At 57.1% G+C, this 14,336-nt stretch carries 17 protein-coding genes and 1 pseudogene; 13 read left to right on the plus strand and 5 right to left on the minus strand.

Annotated elements, in window-relative coordinates:
• Positions 1 to 57 precede the first annotated feature (57 nt).
• The 5 genes from SJY29_RS16245 to SJY29_RS16265 all read left to right on the plus strand — a co-directional run bounded on the left by SJY29_RS16245 (position 58) and on the right by SJY29_RS16265 (position 3,315).
• Positions 58 to 543 (plus strand): hypothetical protein, encoded by a 486-nt coding sequence (locus SJY29_RS16245; RefSeq protein WP_400084903.1) that lies wholly within the window; start codon positions 58 to 60, stop codon positions 541 to 543.
• 177 nt (positions 544 to 720) lie between these two features.
• A complete protein-coding gene (locus tag SJY29_RS16250) occupies positions 721 to 1,353 on the plus strand; it encodes a ribonuclease HII (RefSeq protein WP_400084906.1) in 633 nt (210 codons plus the stop codon).
• Between the two features lie 90 nt (positions 1,354 to 1,443).
• The gene (locus SJY29_RS16255; RefSeq protein WP_400084909.1) at positions 1,444 to 2,553 is read left to right on the plus strand and encodes a site-specific DNA-methyltransferase; all 1,110 of its coding nucleotides are present in this window, start codon (positions 1,444 to 1,446) and stop codon (positions 2,551 to 2,553) included.
• Positions 2,554 to 2,726: 173 nt separating this feature from the next.
• Positions 2,727 to 2,903, plus strand: a complete 177-nt coding sequence (locus tag SJY29_RS16260; RefSeq protein ID WP_400084912.1) for a hypothetical protein — start codon at positions 2,727 to 2,729, stop codon at positions 2,901 to 2,903.
• Between the two features lie 85 nt (positions 2,904 to 2,988).
• On the plus strand, positions 2,989 to 3,315 hold the full coding sequence (locus SJY29_RS16265) for a DUF3775 domain-containing protein (protein WP_110277861.1): 327 nt from the start codon (positions 2,989 to 2,991) through the stop codon (positions 3,313 to 3,315).
• Between the two features lie 26 nt (positions 3,316 to 3,341).
• On the opposite strand, the gene SJY29_RS16270 is transcribed toward SJY29_RS16265, so the two are convergent.
• From SJY29_RS16270 to SJY29_RS16280, 3 genes are read right to left on the minus strand one after another with little or no spacing between them, the layout of a single operon-like run.
• The gene (locus SJY29_RS16270) at positions 3,342 to 4,391 is read right to left on the minus strand and encodes a saccharopine dehydrogenase (protein ID WP_400084915.1); all 1,050 of its coding nucleotides are present in this window, start codon (positions 4,389 to 4,391) and stop codon (positions 3,342 to 3,344) included.
• Positions 4,391 to 4,993, minus strand: coding sequence for a glutathione S-transferase family protein (locus SJY29_RS16275; protein WP_400084918.1), 603 nt, complete (start codon positions 4,991 to 4,993; stop codon positions 4,391 to 4,393). Before SJY29_RS16275 ends, SJY29_RS16270 begins: the two co-directional genes overlap by 1 nt.
• Positions 4,994 to 5,004: 11 nt before the next feature.
• Positions 5,005 to 5,649: a histidine phosphatase family protein gene (locus SJY29_RS16280; RefSeq protein WP_400084921.1), complete on the minus strand. Its 645-nt coding sequence runs from the start codon at positions 5,647 to 5,649 to the stop codon at positions 5,005 to 5,007.
• A gap of 476 nt (positions 5,650 to 6,125) precedes the next feature.
• Here SJY29_RS16280 and SJY29_RS16285 point away from each other — a divergent pair, with 476 nt between their 5' ends.
• The 7 genes from SJY29_RS16285 to rpsO all read left to right on the plus strand — a co-directional run bounded on the left by SJY29_RS16285 (position 6,126) and on the right by rpsO (position 12,488).
• Positions 6,126 to 6,458, plus strand: coding sequence for a hypothetical protein (locus tag SJY29_RS16285; protein ID WP_400084924.1), 333 nt, complete (start codon positions 6,126 to 6,128; stop codon positions 6,456 to 6,458).
• 147 nt (positions 6,459 to 6,605) lie between these two features.
• Positions 6,606 to 8,642, plus strand: a complete 2,037-nt coding sequence (gene recQ / locus SJY29_RS16290; RefSeq protein ID WP_400084927.1) for a DNA helicase RecQ — start codon at positions 6,606 to 6,608, stop codon at positions 8,640 to 8,642.
• A gap of 21 nt (positions 8,643 to 8,663) precedes the next feature.
• Positions 8,664 to 9,653: an NADPH:quinone reductase gene (locus SJY29_RS16295; RefSeq protein ID WP_400084930.1), complete on the plus strand. Its 990-nt coding sequence runs from the start codon at positions 8,664 to 8,666 to the stop codon at positions 9,651 to 9,653.
• A 57-nt stretch (positions 9,654 to 9,710) separates the two neighbouring features.
• On the plus strand, positions 9,711 to 10,616 hold the full coding sequence (gene truB / locus SJY29_RS16300) for a tRNA pseudouridine(55) synthase TruB (RefSeq protein ID WP_400084933.1): 906 nt from the start codon (positions 9,711 to 9,713) through the stop codon (positions 10,614 to 10,616).
• 4 nt (positions 10,617 to 10,620) lie between these two features.
• Positions 10,621 to 11,133 carry a DUF1643 domain-containing protein gene (locus SJY29_RS16305; protein WP_400084936.1) on the plus strand — a complete coding sequence of 171 codons (513 nt, stop codon included), beginning with the start codon at positions 10,621 to 10,623 and terminating at the stop codon, positions 11,131 to 11,133.
• Between the two features lie 111 nt (positions 11,134 to 11,244).
• Positions 11,245 to 12,081 (plus strand): calcium-binding protein, encoded by an 837-nt coding sequence (locus SJY29_RS16310; RefSeq protein WP_400084939.1) that lies wholly within the window; start codon positions 11,245 to 11,247, stop codon positions 12,079 to 12,081.
• A 137-nt stretch (positions 12,082 to 12,218) separates the two neighbouring features.
• Complete coding sequence (rpsO, locus tag SJY29_RS16315; protein WP_055295077.1) at positions 12,219 to 12,488, plus strand: 30S ribosomal protein S15; 270 nt, start codon at positions 12,219 to 12,221, stop codon at positions 12,486 to 12,488.
• Positions 12,489 to 12,561: 73 nt separating this feature from the next.
• Here rpsO and SJY29_RS16320 read toward each other — a convergent pair whose 3' ends face one another.
• Positions 12,562 to 13,218 (minus strand): prolyl hydroxylase family protein, encoded by a 657-nt coding sequence (locus tag SJY29_RS16320; protein ID WP_400084943.1) that lies wholly within the window; start codon positions 13,216 to 13,218, stop codon positions 12,562 to 12,564.
• A gap of 155 nt (positions 13,219 to 13,373) precedes the next feature.
• Complete coding sequence (locus SJY29_RS16325) at positions 13,374 to 13,667, minus strand: hypothetical protein (protein WP_400084946.1); 294 nt, start codon at positions 13,665 to 13,667, stop codon at positions 13,374 to 13,376.
• Positions 13,668 to 13,960: 293 nt separating this feature from the next.
• Here SJY29_RS16325 and SJY29_RS16330 point away from each other — a divergent pair.
• A pseudogene (locus SJY29_RS16330) lies at positions 13,961 to 14,251 on the plus strand (polyribonucleotide nucleotidyltransferase); the annotation flags it as partial.
• Between the last annotated feature and the right edge of the window lie 85 nt (positions 14,252 to 14,336).

Genomic DNA, 14,336 nt, shown 5'->3' on the forward strand with positions numbered 1-14,336 from the left:
CTACCGCATTTTCGGTTCATCGCCGCTCGATAGGCATTTGAACCGAAAGGAACCACCATGTTGAAATCAATGACTGCTGCCATCACTGCGCTGTCGCTGACCTTTGCGACCATGACCCCCGCCTATGCCCAAGGGCTGGACCGCGAAGATGTCGGAAAACTGCTGATTGGATTGGCTGCTGCTGCGGTGATTGGCTCTGCGATCGAGCAGAATAATCGTCGTGCAGAGCCCGCCACCCCCGCGCGCAATACGCAGCAATGGAACGGGATCAACCGCAACAACGGCTGGTCTGAGCTGAACCGGCAGGAAGAACGCAGCCGCCAGAACCGGCGCACCTTGCCCTATGCCTGTATGCGCCATGTCGAGACGCGCTTTGGCACCCAGCGCATGTTTGGCAAGCGCTGCCTTGAAAACAACTACCGTTTCGCAAGCCGCCTGCCCGAGCGCTGCGCCGTCCGCGTCTGGACCAGCAACGGGCCACGTAACGGCTTTGATCCCCTTTGCCTGCGCGAGCAAGGCTACCGGACTGACCGACACAACTAAGTCGGGCAGGTGTGCGGCTGCTTGCCCCAGTTGCCGCACCACCTTGGGTGATCTGCCAGTAACAAGTACGCCGCTTAGAGCGTGATATGGCGACGCCCAGTATGGGGCAGAGAGGTTGGACATGGCTCTCTGCCCCTTTTTCCTTGAAGTGACAGCTTTGTTCTGGTCACTGACCTTATGACCAAACCTGATTTTAGTTTTGAACAAGCCGCACAGGCGCGCGGCTTTTTGCAGATCGCTGGCGTCGATGAGGTCGGGCGCGGTCCGTTGGCGGGGCCAGTCGTTGCGGCGGCAGTGATTCTTGATCCTGCAAACATTCCTGCCGGATTGAATGACAGTAAGAAACTGACCGCGAAAAGGCGTGACGCGCTCTATGATGAATTGCTGGTGGTGGCGGACGTGTCTATCGCCGAGGCAACTGTGGCCGAGATTGATATCCATAACATTTTGCGCGCCTCTCATATCGCGATGGTCCGCGCGGTCGCGGGCCTGCGGCAAACCGCCGACTATGCGCTGATCGACGGCAATATGGTGCCGCGTGATTTGGTGATCCCCTGCGAGACAATCGTCAAAGGCGACGCACGTAGTTTGAGTATCGCGGCCGCTTCTGTCGTCGCCAAAGTGTGGCGTGACAGACACATGGTGGCATTGGCGCAACAGCACCCCCACTACGGGTGGGAAAACAACGCCGGATACCCCACAGCCCAACATAAATTGGGGCTTGAGCAGTTTGGCGTGTCTGAACACCATAGGCGTTCGTTCAAGCCGATACACAATATCTTGTATCAAGATAAAAACGTAAGTGACTGAATCAATAAAGATTTTGACACGGAATCGCCTCTGACTCACATTGGGCTCAACCAAAGAGCGGGAACACCCGCCGGGGCTTAGAGGCAAGTTATGACGATCAAAACGAAAACGAAGGGTGCGCAAGCGCTCCCGCTCAATACGATTATTGATGGTGATTGCATCGAGGTGATGAACAGCCTGCCTGCAGGGTCTGTTGATCTGATTTTTGCGGACCCGCCATATAACCTACAGCTCAAGGGCGATCTGCACCGCCCCGACAATTCCAAGGTCGATGCCGTCGATGACGCATGGGACCAGTTCGACAGCTTCAAGGTTTATGACCAGTTCACCAAAGCATGGCTGGCTGCCGCCCGCCGTCTGCTGAAGCCAAATGGCGCGATCTGGGTCATTGGCAGCTATCACAATGTTTTCCGCATGGGCGCCGAGTTGCAGAACCAGGGTTTCTGGATTCTCAATGATGTTGTCTGGCGCAAATCCAACCCGATGCCGAACTTTCGGGGCAAGCGCTTGACCAACGCCCATGAGACACTGATCTGGGCCTCGAAAGAAGAGGCCAGCAAGTACACCTTCAATTATGAAGCGCTCAAAGCCCTCAACGAGGGCGTGCAGATGCGGTCGGACTGGGTTCTGCCCATCTGCACTGGTCATGAGCGGCTGAAGAATGACGAAGGCGAAAAGGCGCATCCCACGCAAAAACCGCAGTCCCTATTGCACCGCGTTCTTGTTGCCACCACTAACCCCGGCGATGTGGTCCTTGACCCCTTCTTCGGGACTGGCACCACGGGCGCGGTCGCAAAAATGCTGGGCCGCGATTTCATCGGGATCGAGCGCGAAGAGGCCTACCGCAAGGTGGCCGAGAAGCGCATCAACAATACCCGCAAATTCGACAAGGAAGCGCTGGAGGTCTCGACCTCGAAACGTGCCGAACCGCGTGTTGCCTTCGGCGTGTTGGTCGAGCGCGGCATGCTGCGCCCCGGCGAGGAATTGTGGAGCATGAATGGCCGTCACAAAGCCAAGGTCCGTGCTGACGGCACGTTGATCGGTGACGACATCAAAGGATCTATCCATCAGGTCGGTGCCTTCCTCGAAGGCGCACCAAGCTGCAACGGCTGGACCTATTGGCAATTTAAACGCGACGGGCAGAAAGTGCCCATTGATCTGCTGCGCCAGCAGATCCGCTCAGAGATGGCGAAACACTAAGTTTTACCAAAGTTGATACCGCCGGTGCCTGCGGCAAGCCTGTCCAATACTGGATGGGCACGCGAGCACTAACTTTTCCCCCGCCGTCCAATGTGATGGCGGGGTTTTTTCTTTGCGGGCCTGCGTTGAAAGCAATCGTTGCTCCGTTGCGTCTGCTCGGTTAGCCTGAACGCATGAAACATGTCCCCAAAGAAACCACTGATGATGCCCTTATTCAGGAGTTCCTGAAGAAAGGCGGTAAAGTCAGTCGTGGCAAAACCAAACCTTTGGCGGCCGAGCTTGGTCTGAGCAACAATGTCTGGAACAACAAGCTGACCAAGGAAGAGAAAGCCGCCCGCGACAAGAAATAGTCGGACGGAAACGCGACACGGCTTGCGCCAGATCAAGGTCGCCCTTGTGTGCATTCTGCATGGTTGACCCAAAGGAGATGCGCCAATGCTACCAATTACGGCCGATAAAATTGCAGAAGTCATCATTCTGGCGCGCGAGTTGGATCGCGCCGAGAATGAATTTGACGGATTTGTCGATCAGCTCAATGACGATGAAAAGACTGGACTGGTTGCAGTCTTCTGGATCGGGCGCGGCAGCTTCGAGGCTGAAGAACTGGCCGAGGCACTTGCCACGGCTGCGCAAGAGGCGACAACACCGACAGCCAGCTATCTGAAAGGGTCGCCGCATCTGGCCGATCATCTGGAGGCGGGGATGGCGGCCCTTGGTATGGATCCGTCAGAAGCCGAGGATGATCTTTACCGGCCCGCGTAAGGTGGATCTGGATCCACCTTACCTGATCAGCGCGTTGCCCTTTCAAACCACGCCTGCGCTCTGCCCCAGACGCCTTCATCTATCTGTGGCAGTGTCATCAGATGCGGCAAAAGCTGGTCGGCAAAATCCGCGCTGCTTTCTGCCGGCAACATCGAAGGCAGGTTGTCAATCGCTGTGACATCCAGCACCGGATTGTCATGCACACGCAGCGCTGGCGCATCCCATGTCGTTGTGCGGTCATAGACCTTGATCGGAGAAAAATCGCTGTCCGGGTCGCAGGCCACATCGCCAATCACAGACAGGGTGCGGGGGGCAGTCTTGGCACTTGCCGGGACAAAGACCGGCGTACCGGGGCGTGCCAGAATACAGTTGAGAAAGATGTCGTGGCGCAGCACTTCGGGAAACGGCCCACCCGAGGCGGTTTCCGCCATATCCCATTGCGTGGTTGCGACCCCCATTGCGGTACACAGATCGGTGGCCCCGCTGCCGACACGGCCCAAGGCGCCAATAATCAACGCGGTCGGGCGGTCGGTGCCCAAGGCCATCAAAGCCTCTTGCAGGTCGGCCAGCAGGTGGTTTGCACTGGGATAGGCGTTGACCGGTCCCGCGATACGGCCATGCTGTTGCGCAATCCAGCACATCAGAGACACCGCCGCCCCCGCATAGCCAGCCCAATAGCCGAACGCGGCAACGCGCCGCCCGTCCTCATGCGTGAGATATTCGAGATCATAAAGCGCGCCACCGCCCGCCTTGAAGCGATCGAGCAGGACCTGTCCTGCGGGCTGCCCTTTATAGGCATGGCCGAACATGATGTGGCGATGGCGCAGAGGCGATCCATCGCTGGGCAATTCTTTTAATCCAAAGATGATCGCGTCGTCAGGCGCATCGGGCCAAGAGAACTCGGGTGCGACCGCACACCCTGCTGCAACATAATCGGCCAGTGGCAGAATACGTTGCGTGCTTTCTTCGACGGTCACCCGAAACCCTGCCGCAATCAGCTTGGCGGCCCCTTGCGGCGTGATTCCGACGCGTTCCTCGTTGTCGCGGCTTTCCGCGCGTACCCAGAGATGGGTCATCACAGCAGTCCCTTTTCAAACACGGCCTGCACAGAGGCATGTGTATTCATTTCATGCTGAAACGCCACCAGCCGTGGATAATGCGCAATATCCACGCCGTCACCCGGTAGCCAGCTGAGCACAACATAGAGGTAAGCGTCAGATAGAACGCTGAGTTTGCCGGTCTCAAAGGGCAGGCTTGGCAGGTATTCTTCCAGATGGGCGGCGCACTCTGCCATGCGTTGGGGTACTTTGCGCTTCATATCCGCAAAAGAGCTGGGCTCATCCGCCCACCGTTCACCGCGCAGGCCATGAGCGTGATGCGGATGCATGGTGCCATTCAGATAAGACATCAGTTCGCGCATCTTGGCGGCGGCGAATGCGTCCTCTGGCACCAGTTGCGGGGCGATGTATTCCAGAATGGCAGGGGTCTCGGTCAGGATACCGTCAGGTGTTTCCAAGGTGGGGACGCGCCCCTTTGGATTCATTTTCAGATAATCATGCTTTGTTTGTTCACCGCTGGCAAAGTCGACACGGATCTTTTCGTGCGGGGTACCGCACTCTTCCAGGATGATCGCAACAGCCACCGAAATGGTTCTGGGGGCGTAGTGAAGTCTCAACATGGGATGATCCTTTAGTAATGTGTGCGGGCATGCAGGCGGTCATCCCGGTCCAGATGCGGGATGGCGTTGAAACTGGCCAAAATCGGCCCCTGCGGTATGACGTTAATGCGATGGAGCGAGCTATTCATGATCGGCAGCAGGACATGCGCCATCCGCGTCGGGTTCAGATCAAGCAGATGCCGCATGATCATCCCGATGACCCCGCCCGATGTGATGCAAAGCACGCGGACACCGGGTTTGGCGGCCTCTTGCAGTACAGAGGTCACGCGGCTCTCGAATGAGGCAAAAGTCTCGTTCCCCATGATCTCGGCATTATGCCATGCTTCCATGACTTGCGGGACATGCGCTGCAAATTCATCCGGTCCCGGAAATGGCACACCGTGCACATCCTCAAGCGCCTGCCCCAGATTGAAGTAATCCATCTCGTTCAGACGCGGATCAATCAGCGGGCTGTGATAGCCGATGCCTGCTGCGGTTTCCTGATGGCGTCGCAGGCTGCCGGAAATCACCTTGTCGAAAGCGCCTTCGCGCTCTGACAGGTATTCCCCCAACCATTTCGCCTGTTGATGCCCCAAGGAAGAGAGCCGGTCATAGCTTTCTTCGTCTGTTGCCGCCGAATTTGCCTGCCCGTGCCGGACTAGTATGATTTCGCCCATCAAGTCTCTCCTGAACTCACAGGGTTACGGTGTGTGACGGGCGTTGGCAACGATTCAAACCCTTAGAATCGGCATCAGATGGGCGCGGTGAACGGGCCGAATATCCCGAGAAACGGAGTGTTTTCAGTCACGTACCCGAGAGACAGATGAAATAATTGTCGATCACGGAAATGCGCCCGACTGAAATCTGTGAACGGGAGAAATAAAACTGATCCGGTTTTCTGGCGCGAGGTGGAAATTCCCGCACAGATTTGGATTCCAATTGGTGCGCCAATGCACACTAGAGCGTCAGTAGAACGGTTTTTCCATTTTCAAGCACAAATTACGATCACATTGATCACCATTTTCGTGAACGCTGGCGGCCTTTTCAAATCGCCGTTCCCAACCAATCTTCAACTCATCGAAGCGCCGCACTGAAGCGGCACGAAATGAACCGCGGCATTCCCGCCGCAACCGAAACTGAAAGGAACTCTATCATGTCCATCAAGAAAATCGCACTGATCGCCGCAACAATCGCCGGTACTGCTTCCATCGCTTCCGCAGACAGCTATTTCCAGCTGAACGAGCGCCTTGAAGCGTCGTCAATCCTGGATCTGGGTATTGTCCGCTCCGAAGCGGCAGGCGTTGTAGAAGTATATGACTTCTCCGGTGGCCAGATCGGTGCACTGCTTGGCACAGAAGCTGTCAACATGGGTGCAAACGCTGACGTACGTGTGAACGCACAACTGCGCAATGCTGAAAACGTCATCGCCCTGCTGAAGGTCGACGGCCAGACAGTGGCAGAGCGTACATACGACATCGTCGACTAAACGACGCATACTCCTCCCAATCAGAGGCCGGCACCCGAAAGGTGCCGGCCTTTTGCGTTTTGCCGCATGCTCACCTCTTGTTAACCGATTCTTAGCGTGGGATTGTGACCCTCAAGAGCAGCAGAAATTGCACAAGCAGGGTTTTCAGTGTCCACCACAGCGCTTCTGAGTGACATCTTTGGCTTTGATGCCTTCCGGCCGGGCCAACAGGAGATTGTCGAAGCGGTTGTCGCTGGTCAGGACACGCTGGCAATCATGCCGACAGGTGGCGGTAAATCCCTTTGTTTCCAATTGCCTGCCTTGGTGCGTGGCGGTGTCACTGTCGTGATCTCGCCTTTGATTGCACTGATGCGCGATCAGGTGCGCGGATTGCGCGAAGCAGGGGTCGAGGCGGGCGCGCTGACCTCTGGCAATACCCCCGAAGAAACCGATGCCGTTTGGGAAGCGCTGGAAGCGGGAACGCTCAAGCTGCTTTATATGGCGCCCGAACGGCTGGCAGCAGTCGGGACCATGAATATGCTGCGCCGCGCCGGTGTCGGCCTGATCGCGGTGGATGAGGCGCACTGTGTGAGCCAATGGGGCCATGATTTCCGCCCTGATTATCTCCGCATTGGTGAACTTAAGCGCCTGCTGGACGTGCCGCTGGCCGCGTTCACCGCGACGGCAGATGCCGAAACCCGCGACGAAATCGTCGAGAAGCTTTTTGCTGGCAAACAGCCCGCCACGTTCTTGCGCGGGTTTGATCGCCCCAACATCCATCTTGCCTTCGCCGTCAAGGACGGGCCGCGCAACCAGATCCTGAACTTTGCCGCGGCGCGCAAGGGCCAGTCAGGGATCGTCTATTGCGGCACCCGTGCGAAAACCGAAACGCTGGCGAAAGCGCTGGGCGATGCAGGCCACAGCACCTGCTATTATCACGGCGGGATGGAGGCCGAGGATCGCCGGATTGTCGAACGCCGCTTTCAGCAAGAGGATGGCTTGATCGTCTGCGCGACTGTTGCCTTTGGCATGGGGATCGACAAACCCGATATCCGCTGGGTCGCCCATGCCGATCTGCCCAAGTCAATCGAGGCTTATTATCAGGAAATCGGTCGTGCGGGGCGGGATGGCGACCCTGCCGAGACGCTCACACTCTTTGGGCCCGATGATATCCGCTACCGCCGCCAGCAGATCGACGAGGGGCTGGCCCCGCCCGAACGCCGTGCCGCCGACCACGGGCGACTGAACGCACTTTTAGGACTGGCCGAGGCGCTGCGCTGCCGGCGGCAGAACCTGCTGGAATATTTCGGCGAAAACCCGGAACCCTGCGGTAACTGCGACCTTTGCGATAAACCCGCCGAGGTTTTCGATGGCACCACCGCCGTGCGTATGGCGCTGTCGGCGGCACTGCGCACCGAGGAATGGTTCGGCGCGGGCCATCTGATTGATATCTTGCTGGGGACGCCTACTGACAAGATCATGCAGCGGGGTCACGACAGCCTGCCAACCTTCGGTGTTGGCAAAGACTATGACAAACGCCAATGGCAGGCGATTTTCCGGCAGATGATGGGGCATGATTTATTGCGCCCTGATCGGGAAAGGCATGGCGCGCTGCGGATGACCGAACATGCACGGCCCATCCTGCGCGGCGAGGCAACGATCGAATTGCGCCGCGACACGATCAAGGCGGCGCGCGGATCCGGCCCGCAAGTGCGGATGCTGGTCAGTGAAGAAGATGCGCCACTTCTCTCTGCGCTGAAGGCCAAACGCCGGTACCTTGCCGAACAGGCCAATGTCCCCGCCTATATTATTTTCAACGACCGTACTTTGATCGAAATGGCCGAAAAACGGCCCATGACCCTTGATGAGATGGCCCATATCGGCGGTGTGGGGGCCAAGAAGCTGGCGACCTATGGTCAGGATTTCCTGTCAGTCATCGCAGGCACGGTCGAGGAGGTGCACCCCATGCGTCGCAAACTTGCAGGACGTGACGAGGGCGCTGTCTACGACCGTCTGATGCAGGCGCAGGCCCAGCTCACCCGTGGCCCGCACGGCGTGGACAAACCGATGAGCTGTTCGGCGGCAATGCTGGCCAAAGTCGCGCAGATGCGCAGCGCCGATATGGATAATCTTACCCGTCTGATCGGGGACAAATACGCCGAAAGGTTTGGCGAGGCGTTTCTAGAGGTGCTAGAAGCCGGTTAAACTAAAAGAGGGACAAGCAACATGCGCGCGATCACCTATACTGCCTTCGGACCGGCCGCCGATGTCCTGATCCTTGAAGACCTGCCCACGCCAGACCCCGCAGCGGGCGAGGTTCTGGTGCGGTTGCAGACCTCTGGCGTCAACCCCTCTGACATTCGCGCCCGTGCAGGCGGCCGCCCCGGTGTGACCAAGCCGCCCTTTCCCAAGATCATCCCCCATAGCGATGGCGCTGGTGTTATCGAGGCGGTGGGCGAAGGCGTATCATCTGACCGGATTGGGCAGCGGGTCTGGATCTGGAACGGACAGTGGCAGCGCGCTTTTGGCACGGCTGCGGATTATATCGCCCTGCCAGCCTCGCAAGCGGTGCCATTGCCCCAGAACGTGTCTTTCGCCGAAGGGGCAACACTTGGCATACCGGGCCTGACGGCGGTTCACGCGGTGCTGGGGCAAGGTCCTGTCTCGGGCAAAAGGGTGCTTGTCAGTGGCGGTGCCGGTAGCGTTGGTCATCTTGCTGTGCAGGTGGCGGCGGCCTCTGGCGCCGAAGTGATCGCAACGGCGCGGGGTGAGGAGGCGATGCAATCGGTACGCGATGCGGGTGCGGCCCATGTGTTTGACTATGCGGACCCGGATCTGGCCGCGCAGATATTGGAGGCCACAGGCGGTCGCCCGATTGACCATATCGCCGAAGTCGAGTTCGGCAAGAATGCCGCGACCATCGCCGAGGTCATCGCTGAAAACGGGACGGTGTCCACTTATGGGTCGGCCAAAGACATGACGCCTGCAATCCCCTTTTATCCGTTGATGTTCAAAGCCGTGAACATCAAGCTTGTGTTGGTTTACCTGCTGACGTCCGAGGAGCGGGAAAAGACTACGGATCAACTGAACGATTTGCTCGCACGTAATGCGTTGAACATCCGTATCTCGGACACGCTTGCTCTGGACCAATGCGCCATCGCGCATGATATGATCGCGCGCGGTGATCGTGCGGGCTCTGTCATCCTGACACTCTAGATTGACCCGCCGCAGGCTTCGCTCTAGCAAGCGCACATTCTGACAAGAGGCAAAGACATGGCACGCAGACGCAAGGGTCGCGATATTTCGGGTTGGCTGGTGGTGGACAAACCCGCCGGCATTACCTCCACCGCGGTCGTCAATAAGGTGCGCTGGGCGCTGGATGCCAAAAAGGCCGGTCATGCAGGCACGCTCGATCCCGAGGCGACGGGCGTTCTGGCCGTGGCGTTGGGCGAAGCGACCAAAACCGTGCCCTACATCACCGATGCGCTGAAGGCGTATACGTTTACCGTGCGTCTTGGCATGGCCACCAACACCGACGATGCCGAGGGCGAAGTTATCGCGACCTCTGATTTGCGCCCTGATGACGCGGCGATCAAGGAAGCCTTGAACAGCTTTGTTGGTGATATCATGCAGGTCCCGCCGCAGTTTTCCGCCGTGAAAGTAGATGGTGAGCGCGCCTATAAGAAGGCCCGCGATGGCGAGGAAATGGACCTTGCAGCGCGTCCTTTATGGGTGGAAGAACTCTTGCTGATCGACCGTCCCGATGCCGATCACGTTGTGCTGGAAATGACCTGTGGCAAAGGCGGCTACGTCCGTTCCATCGCGCGCGATCTGGGTGAGGCGCTGGGCTGCAAGGCCCATGTCAAATCACTGCGCCGGATCTGGTCTGGTCCGTTTCAGGCCAAAAACGGGGTGACTTTGGAACAGGTCGATGCATTGGCCAAAACGCCCGAACTCGATGCCTTTGTGCAACCTCTGGAAGTGGGGCTAAGTGATCTGCAAGAGGTGCATTGCCTCGCAGAAAGCGTGGCCAAGCTGCGCAATGGTAACCCTGCGTCCGTGATCGCGACGGGTGTCGAATTCGGTGAAGAAGTCTGGGCCTCTTACGAAGGTAAGGCGATTGCCGTGGGCACCTATCGAGGCGGAGAAATCCAGCCATCACGCGTGTTTGTCACCTGATCCGGTGATCACGCGGACGCATATCAAAGATGACGCTCCGTCAGTCGCGACCTATTCGGATTGCGAGCGCTACCGTTATGCGCTGACACGCACGTGGGATGCAAAGGGCAAACGGGTCCTGTTTGTGATGCTGAACCCATCGAAGGCCACCGAGGTGCAAAACGACCCGACCGTCGAGCGCTGCGAGCGGCGCGCCCGTGCACTGGGCTTTGGCGCGTTTCAGGTGACCAATATCTTCGCTTGGCGCGACACCGATCCCTTTGCGATGCGTAAAGCCACAGATCCGGTTGGGCCTGAGAACGATGCTGCCATTCGGGATGGTGCACAGTGGGCGGATCAGATCATCGCTGCATGGGGCACGCATGGCGCGCACCTCGGACGCGGCCGCCAGACCGAGGCGCTTTTGCGTAAGCTGGACAAGCCGCTCTATACGCTGGGGCTGAGCAAGCACGGCCACCCCAAGCATCCGCTTTACATCAGCTACGCACAGCAGCCGAGCATTTGGGATGCTGGGTGAGGTCCCTGCCGCGTTAACCAATCATTCAGAATCTGCACGTCTCGGCTTGTGCCTCATGGTATCAGAGCGTCCGAGGGTCGGGGGCGACTCGTTGATGACAGGTTTTTTGGAATGCTTGCTCTGATTGGACTGATGGGGGTCACGATGACGGCCGTCATAATGCTGGATACGGATGAGGCGGATGAGACGCAGGACGGGGTATCCGATCAGGATGATCCCAGCGTTGATATCGAACCGGTCGACAACCTTCTTGCGCCAAGCGACGAAGACACAGTGATCTTTTCCGGTCCGCTGGATGACACACTGCTGACGGGTGCGGGCAACGACTATCTCCATGGCGAAGATGGCGATGATTATCTTGCCAGTGGTGCCGGGGATGACACACTGCAGGGCGGTCGCGGTGAAGATGTGCTTGTCGGTGGTGATGGCAATGACCTGCTGAGCGGGCATGTTGGCGATGATGTTCTGGCCGGTGGTGCGGGTGACGATGCGCTGAATGGCGGCGATGGTGACGATGTATTGATGGGTGGCGCGGGTGATGATGCGTTGCTCGGCTCTTTGGGCAATGATCGCTTGGTCGGTGGCGCTGGTGCGGACACGCTTCATGGCGGGTCTGGCGACGATATTCTTTATGATCGAGGCGATGCAGATGCCGATTACCTGAATGGTGGCGCGGGTGACGATACCTTGATGGGCGGTGCGGGCGACAATCTGCATGGCGGGACGGGTGCTGATACCTTTGCACTTCTGTCTGGAAACGACTTAATCGTTGAAGATTTCGATGCGTCAGAGGACGTGATCGAGATTACTTATGAGGGTGCAGTGCCAAAGCTTGAGACTGCGGAAACGGAAGATGGGCTCGCCCTTCTTGCCGACGGTTTGATTGTCGCAACTTTCCCCGATCTGGCCGAGCTGGATGTGACACGGATCGCACTGATTGCCGCGTAACAAATCGCTTTCCTTTTTCGCAGAATCCTCTTATTGCGACGCATCTGCGCAGGGATTGCCTTGCACAGACCCTCCACGGGCCCTTCTGGACGACATCCCGGATTGTGCCATTCACCCTTGATATAAAGGAGACCCCGATGTCGATTACTGCTGAAGAAAAAGCACGGATCATGAAGGAATTTGCAACCAAAGAAGGCGATACAGGTTCGCCCGAAGTTCAGGTTGCTATCCTGTCCAGCCGCATCGCGACGCTGACAGAGCACTTCAAGACCCACAAAAAAGACAACCACGGTCGCCGTGGTCTGCTGAAAATGGTCGCGCTGCGCCGCAAGCTTCTGGACTACACCAAGTCTAAAGATGAAGCACGCTACCAGAGCCTGATCGAACGTCTGGGCCTGCGTCGCTAAGGCGATACGGGCGAGAAGAGATTACTGAAAACGCCCACCTGTTGGTGGGCGTTTTTTGTTTCGGCAGCTGTTATTAGAAGGTTCGTGTTTCGCCATCTTCTGGCGGATAATCGCGTTGCACGTGGTATGCCAGTTGTCGCCACCAGATTGTCAAAGCGTATTTTTCACCGGTCTTAACCGGACGTCCTGCATGGTAAGAATGAGGATGAGCTTGAGTGGTTCCCAATCTGGTATTTCCAAAAATCAGTACACGCCCCGCTTTGGGAGCGACCTTGATTTTTAGTTCTGGAAACTCTGTCTCACCACCAGCTTCGACGTCATTCAAATAGCAGATCGTCGTGAAAAGACGCTGACCTCCTTGTGCGAGGCATTCGCGCCCACCAATTGTGTTTCCGAATGCATCTGGGTGCGGGTCAAACTTTTGTTCGCCTTGATAGCGCAGCAGTTGGGATGGTTCAGAGTTTTCAGGGGGCAGCCTGACGAGACTAGAAATGTTGGTGACGAGCGCTGTAAGTCGTTCATTGCGCCACTGGTCAATGACAGCCGCTTCGTTTGTACGGGAGTCTTCTGTCATACCGCCACCGGAATGATTGACTACACGTGCCCTGTTAAGTTTTTCTTGGCCCAACTGAATGATATGCTCAGCAAGCTGGGTGTCAAAAACGCTGTCAAATATCACAACAAGCGGATTCAGCGAAAGGAGCTGTGGCTGCAGGTTAGCCAGGTTCAACGCGCTATGTCCTCGTATTTATAGGAGCTTTCACTAACAGAATGATCAAGCTACCTTACGCTGGTCACACCAGCAGGAAGCCAGCCAGTTTCTCTAATACACCCCTCGTGATGCAATATCTCGCTAGATGTATGCCGTTGGTTAAACCTACAGATTTATGCTGGTGGCATCGGTATGGGCATCGGCATCGGCATCGGTAGCGGCTCAAGTGGTTCAGGCTCCATCGGTGTTGGTTCGCCGCCGCCATTGTCATCATCGCCACTCGACACTGCGACTGCAATCAAGGCACCTACGATAAGTGCAGGGATGATCCAATCCGAGCTGCCTGCCGGTGCTGCCATCGCCTCTGGCTCTGCTACGGGTGTTTCAACAATAGAGTCGGCCAAGCCGCCTGCCATTGACTGCGTTGCAACAAGTGAAATCGCTGCAGCGTGAGGAACAAACTTCATATTGGATCACCTTTTCTTCAAAACTAAACAATTCAAACAAAGCGTAGCAAATGACATTCCCTAAGGTAAAGAAATTTCTTTGTTTTGAAATTTCTCCCAATGATGTGCTGCAGGTCGCGAGTCGGTAACGGGAACAAACCCTTCCCCCTTCCCAAACGCCGCGATCTGCGAAAAGGCCCAACAATCTTGAGAGACTGGCGCCCGCATTCCAGCGCCTGACCAAAGAAGATATTGGGATGAGGGGGAATACGCCCCCTACGCAAAAGGCCAAACAGGCCAACTAGGAAGACATCATGTTTAATGAAGTGAAGAAATCAATTCAGTGGGGCGAAGAAACGCTGACACTGGAAACGGGTAAGGTTGCCCGCCAGGCCGATGGCTCTGTCATCGCGACACTGGGTGAAACCAGCGTCATGGCCAACGTGACATTCGCCAAACAACAAAAGCCGGGGCAGGATTTTTTCCCGCTGACCGTGCATTACCAAGAGAAATACTATGCTGCCGGCAAAGTGCCTGGCGGCTTTTTCAAGCGCGAAGCGCGTCCAACCGAAAAAGAGACGCTGACATCACGCCTGATCGACCGTCTGGGCCTGCGTCGCTAAAGCGATACGGTTGAGAAGAGATTACAGAGAGCGCCCGCTATCAGGTGGGCGTTTTTTATTGTCTAAA

This window comes from Yoonia sp. R78084 (assembly GCF_044595625.1).
Taxonomy (GTDB): domain Bacteria; phylum Pseudomonadota; class Alphaproteobacteria; order Rhodobacterales; family Rhodobacteraceae; genus Yoonia.

Excerpts from the sequence above, each read along its gene's own strand:
- SJY29_RS16245 (WP_400084903.1), top strand. The coding sequence starts at position 58 with ATGTTGAAATCAATGACTGCTGCCATCACTGCGCTGTCGCTGACCTTT.
- SJY29_RS16250 (WP_400084906.1), top strand. The coding sequence starts at position 721 with ATGACCAAACCTGATTTTAGTTTTGAACAAGCCGCACAGGCGCGCGGC.
- SJY29_RS16255 (WP_400084909.1), top strand. The coding sequence starts at position 1,444 with ATGACGATCAAAACGAAAACGAAGGGTGCGCAAGCGCTCCCGCTCAAT.
- SJY29_RS16260 (WP_400084912.1), top strand. The coding sequence starts at position 2,727 with ATGAAACATGTCCCCAAAGAAACCACTGATGATGCCCTTATTCAGGAG.
- SJY29_RS16265 (WP_110277861.1), top strand. The coding sequence starts at position 2,989 with ATGCTACCAATTACGGCCGATAAAATTGCAGAAGTCATCATTCTGGCG.
- SJY29_RS16270 (WP_400084915.1), bottom strand. The coding sequence starts at position 4,391 with ATGACCCATCTCTGGGTACGCGCGGAAAGCCGCGACAACGAGGAACGC.
- SJY29_RS16275 (WP_400084918.1), bottom strand. The coding sequence starts at position 4,993 with ATGTTGAGACTTCACTACGCCCCCAGAACCATTTCGGTGGCTGTTGCG.
- SJY29_RS16280 (WP_400084921.1), bottom strand. The coding sequence starts at position 5,649 with ATGGGCGAAATCATACTAGTCCGGCACGGGCAGGCAAATTCGGCGGCA.
- SJY29_RS16285 (WP_400084924.1), top strand. The coding sequence starts at position 6,126 with ATGTCCATCAAGAAAATCGCACTGATCGCCGCAACAATCGCCGGTACT.
- SJY29_RS16295 (WP_400084930.1), top strand. The coding sequence starts at position 8,664 with ATGCGCGCGATCACCTATACTGCCTTCGGACCGGCCGCCGATGTCCTG.
- truB (WP_400084933.1), top strand. The coding sequence starts at position 9,711 with ATGGCACGCAGACGCAAGGGTCGCGATATTTCGGGTTGGCTGGTGGTG.
- SJY29_RS16310 (WP_400084939.1), top strand. The coding sequence starts at position 11,245 with ATGCTTGCTCTGATTGGACTGATGGGGGTCACGATGACGGCCGTCATA.
- rpsO (WP_055295077.1), top strand. The coding sequence starts at position 12,219 with ATGTCGATTACTGCTGAAGAAAAAGCACGGATCATGAAGGAATTTGCA.
- SJY29_RS16325 (WP_400084946.1), bottom strand. The coding sequence starts at position 13,667 with ATGAAGTTTGTTCCTCACGCTGCAGCGATTTCACTTGTTGCAACGCAG.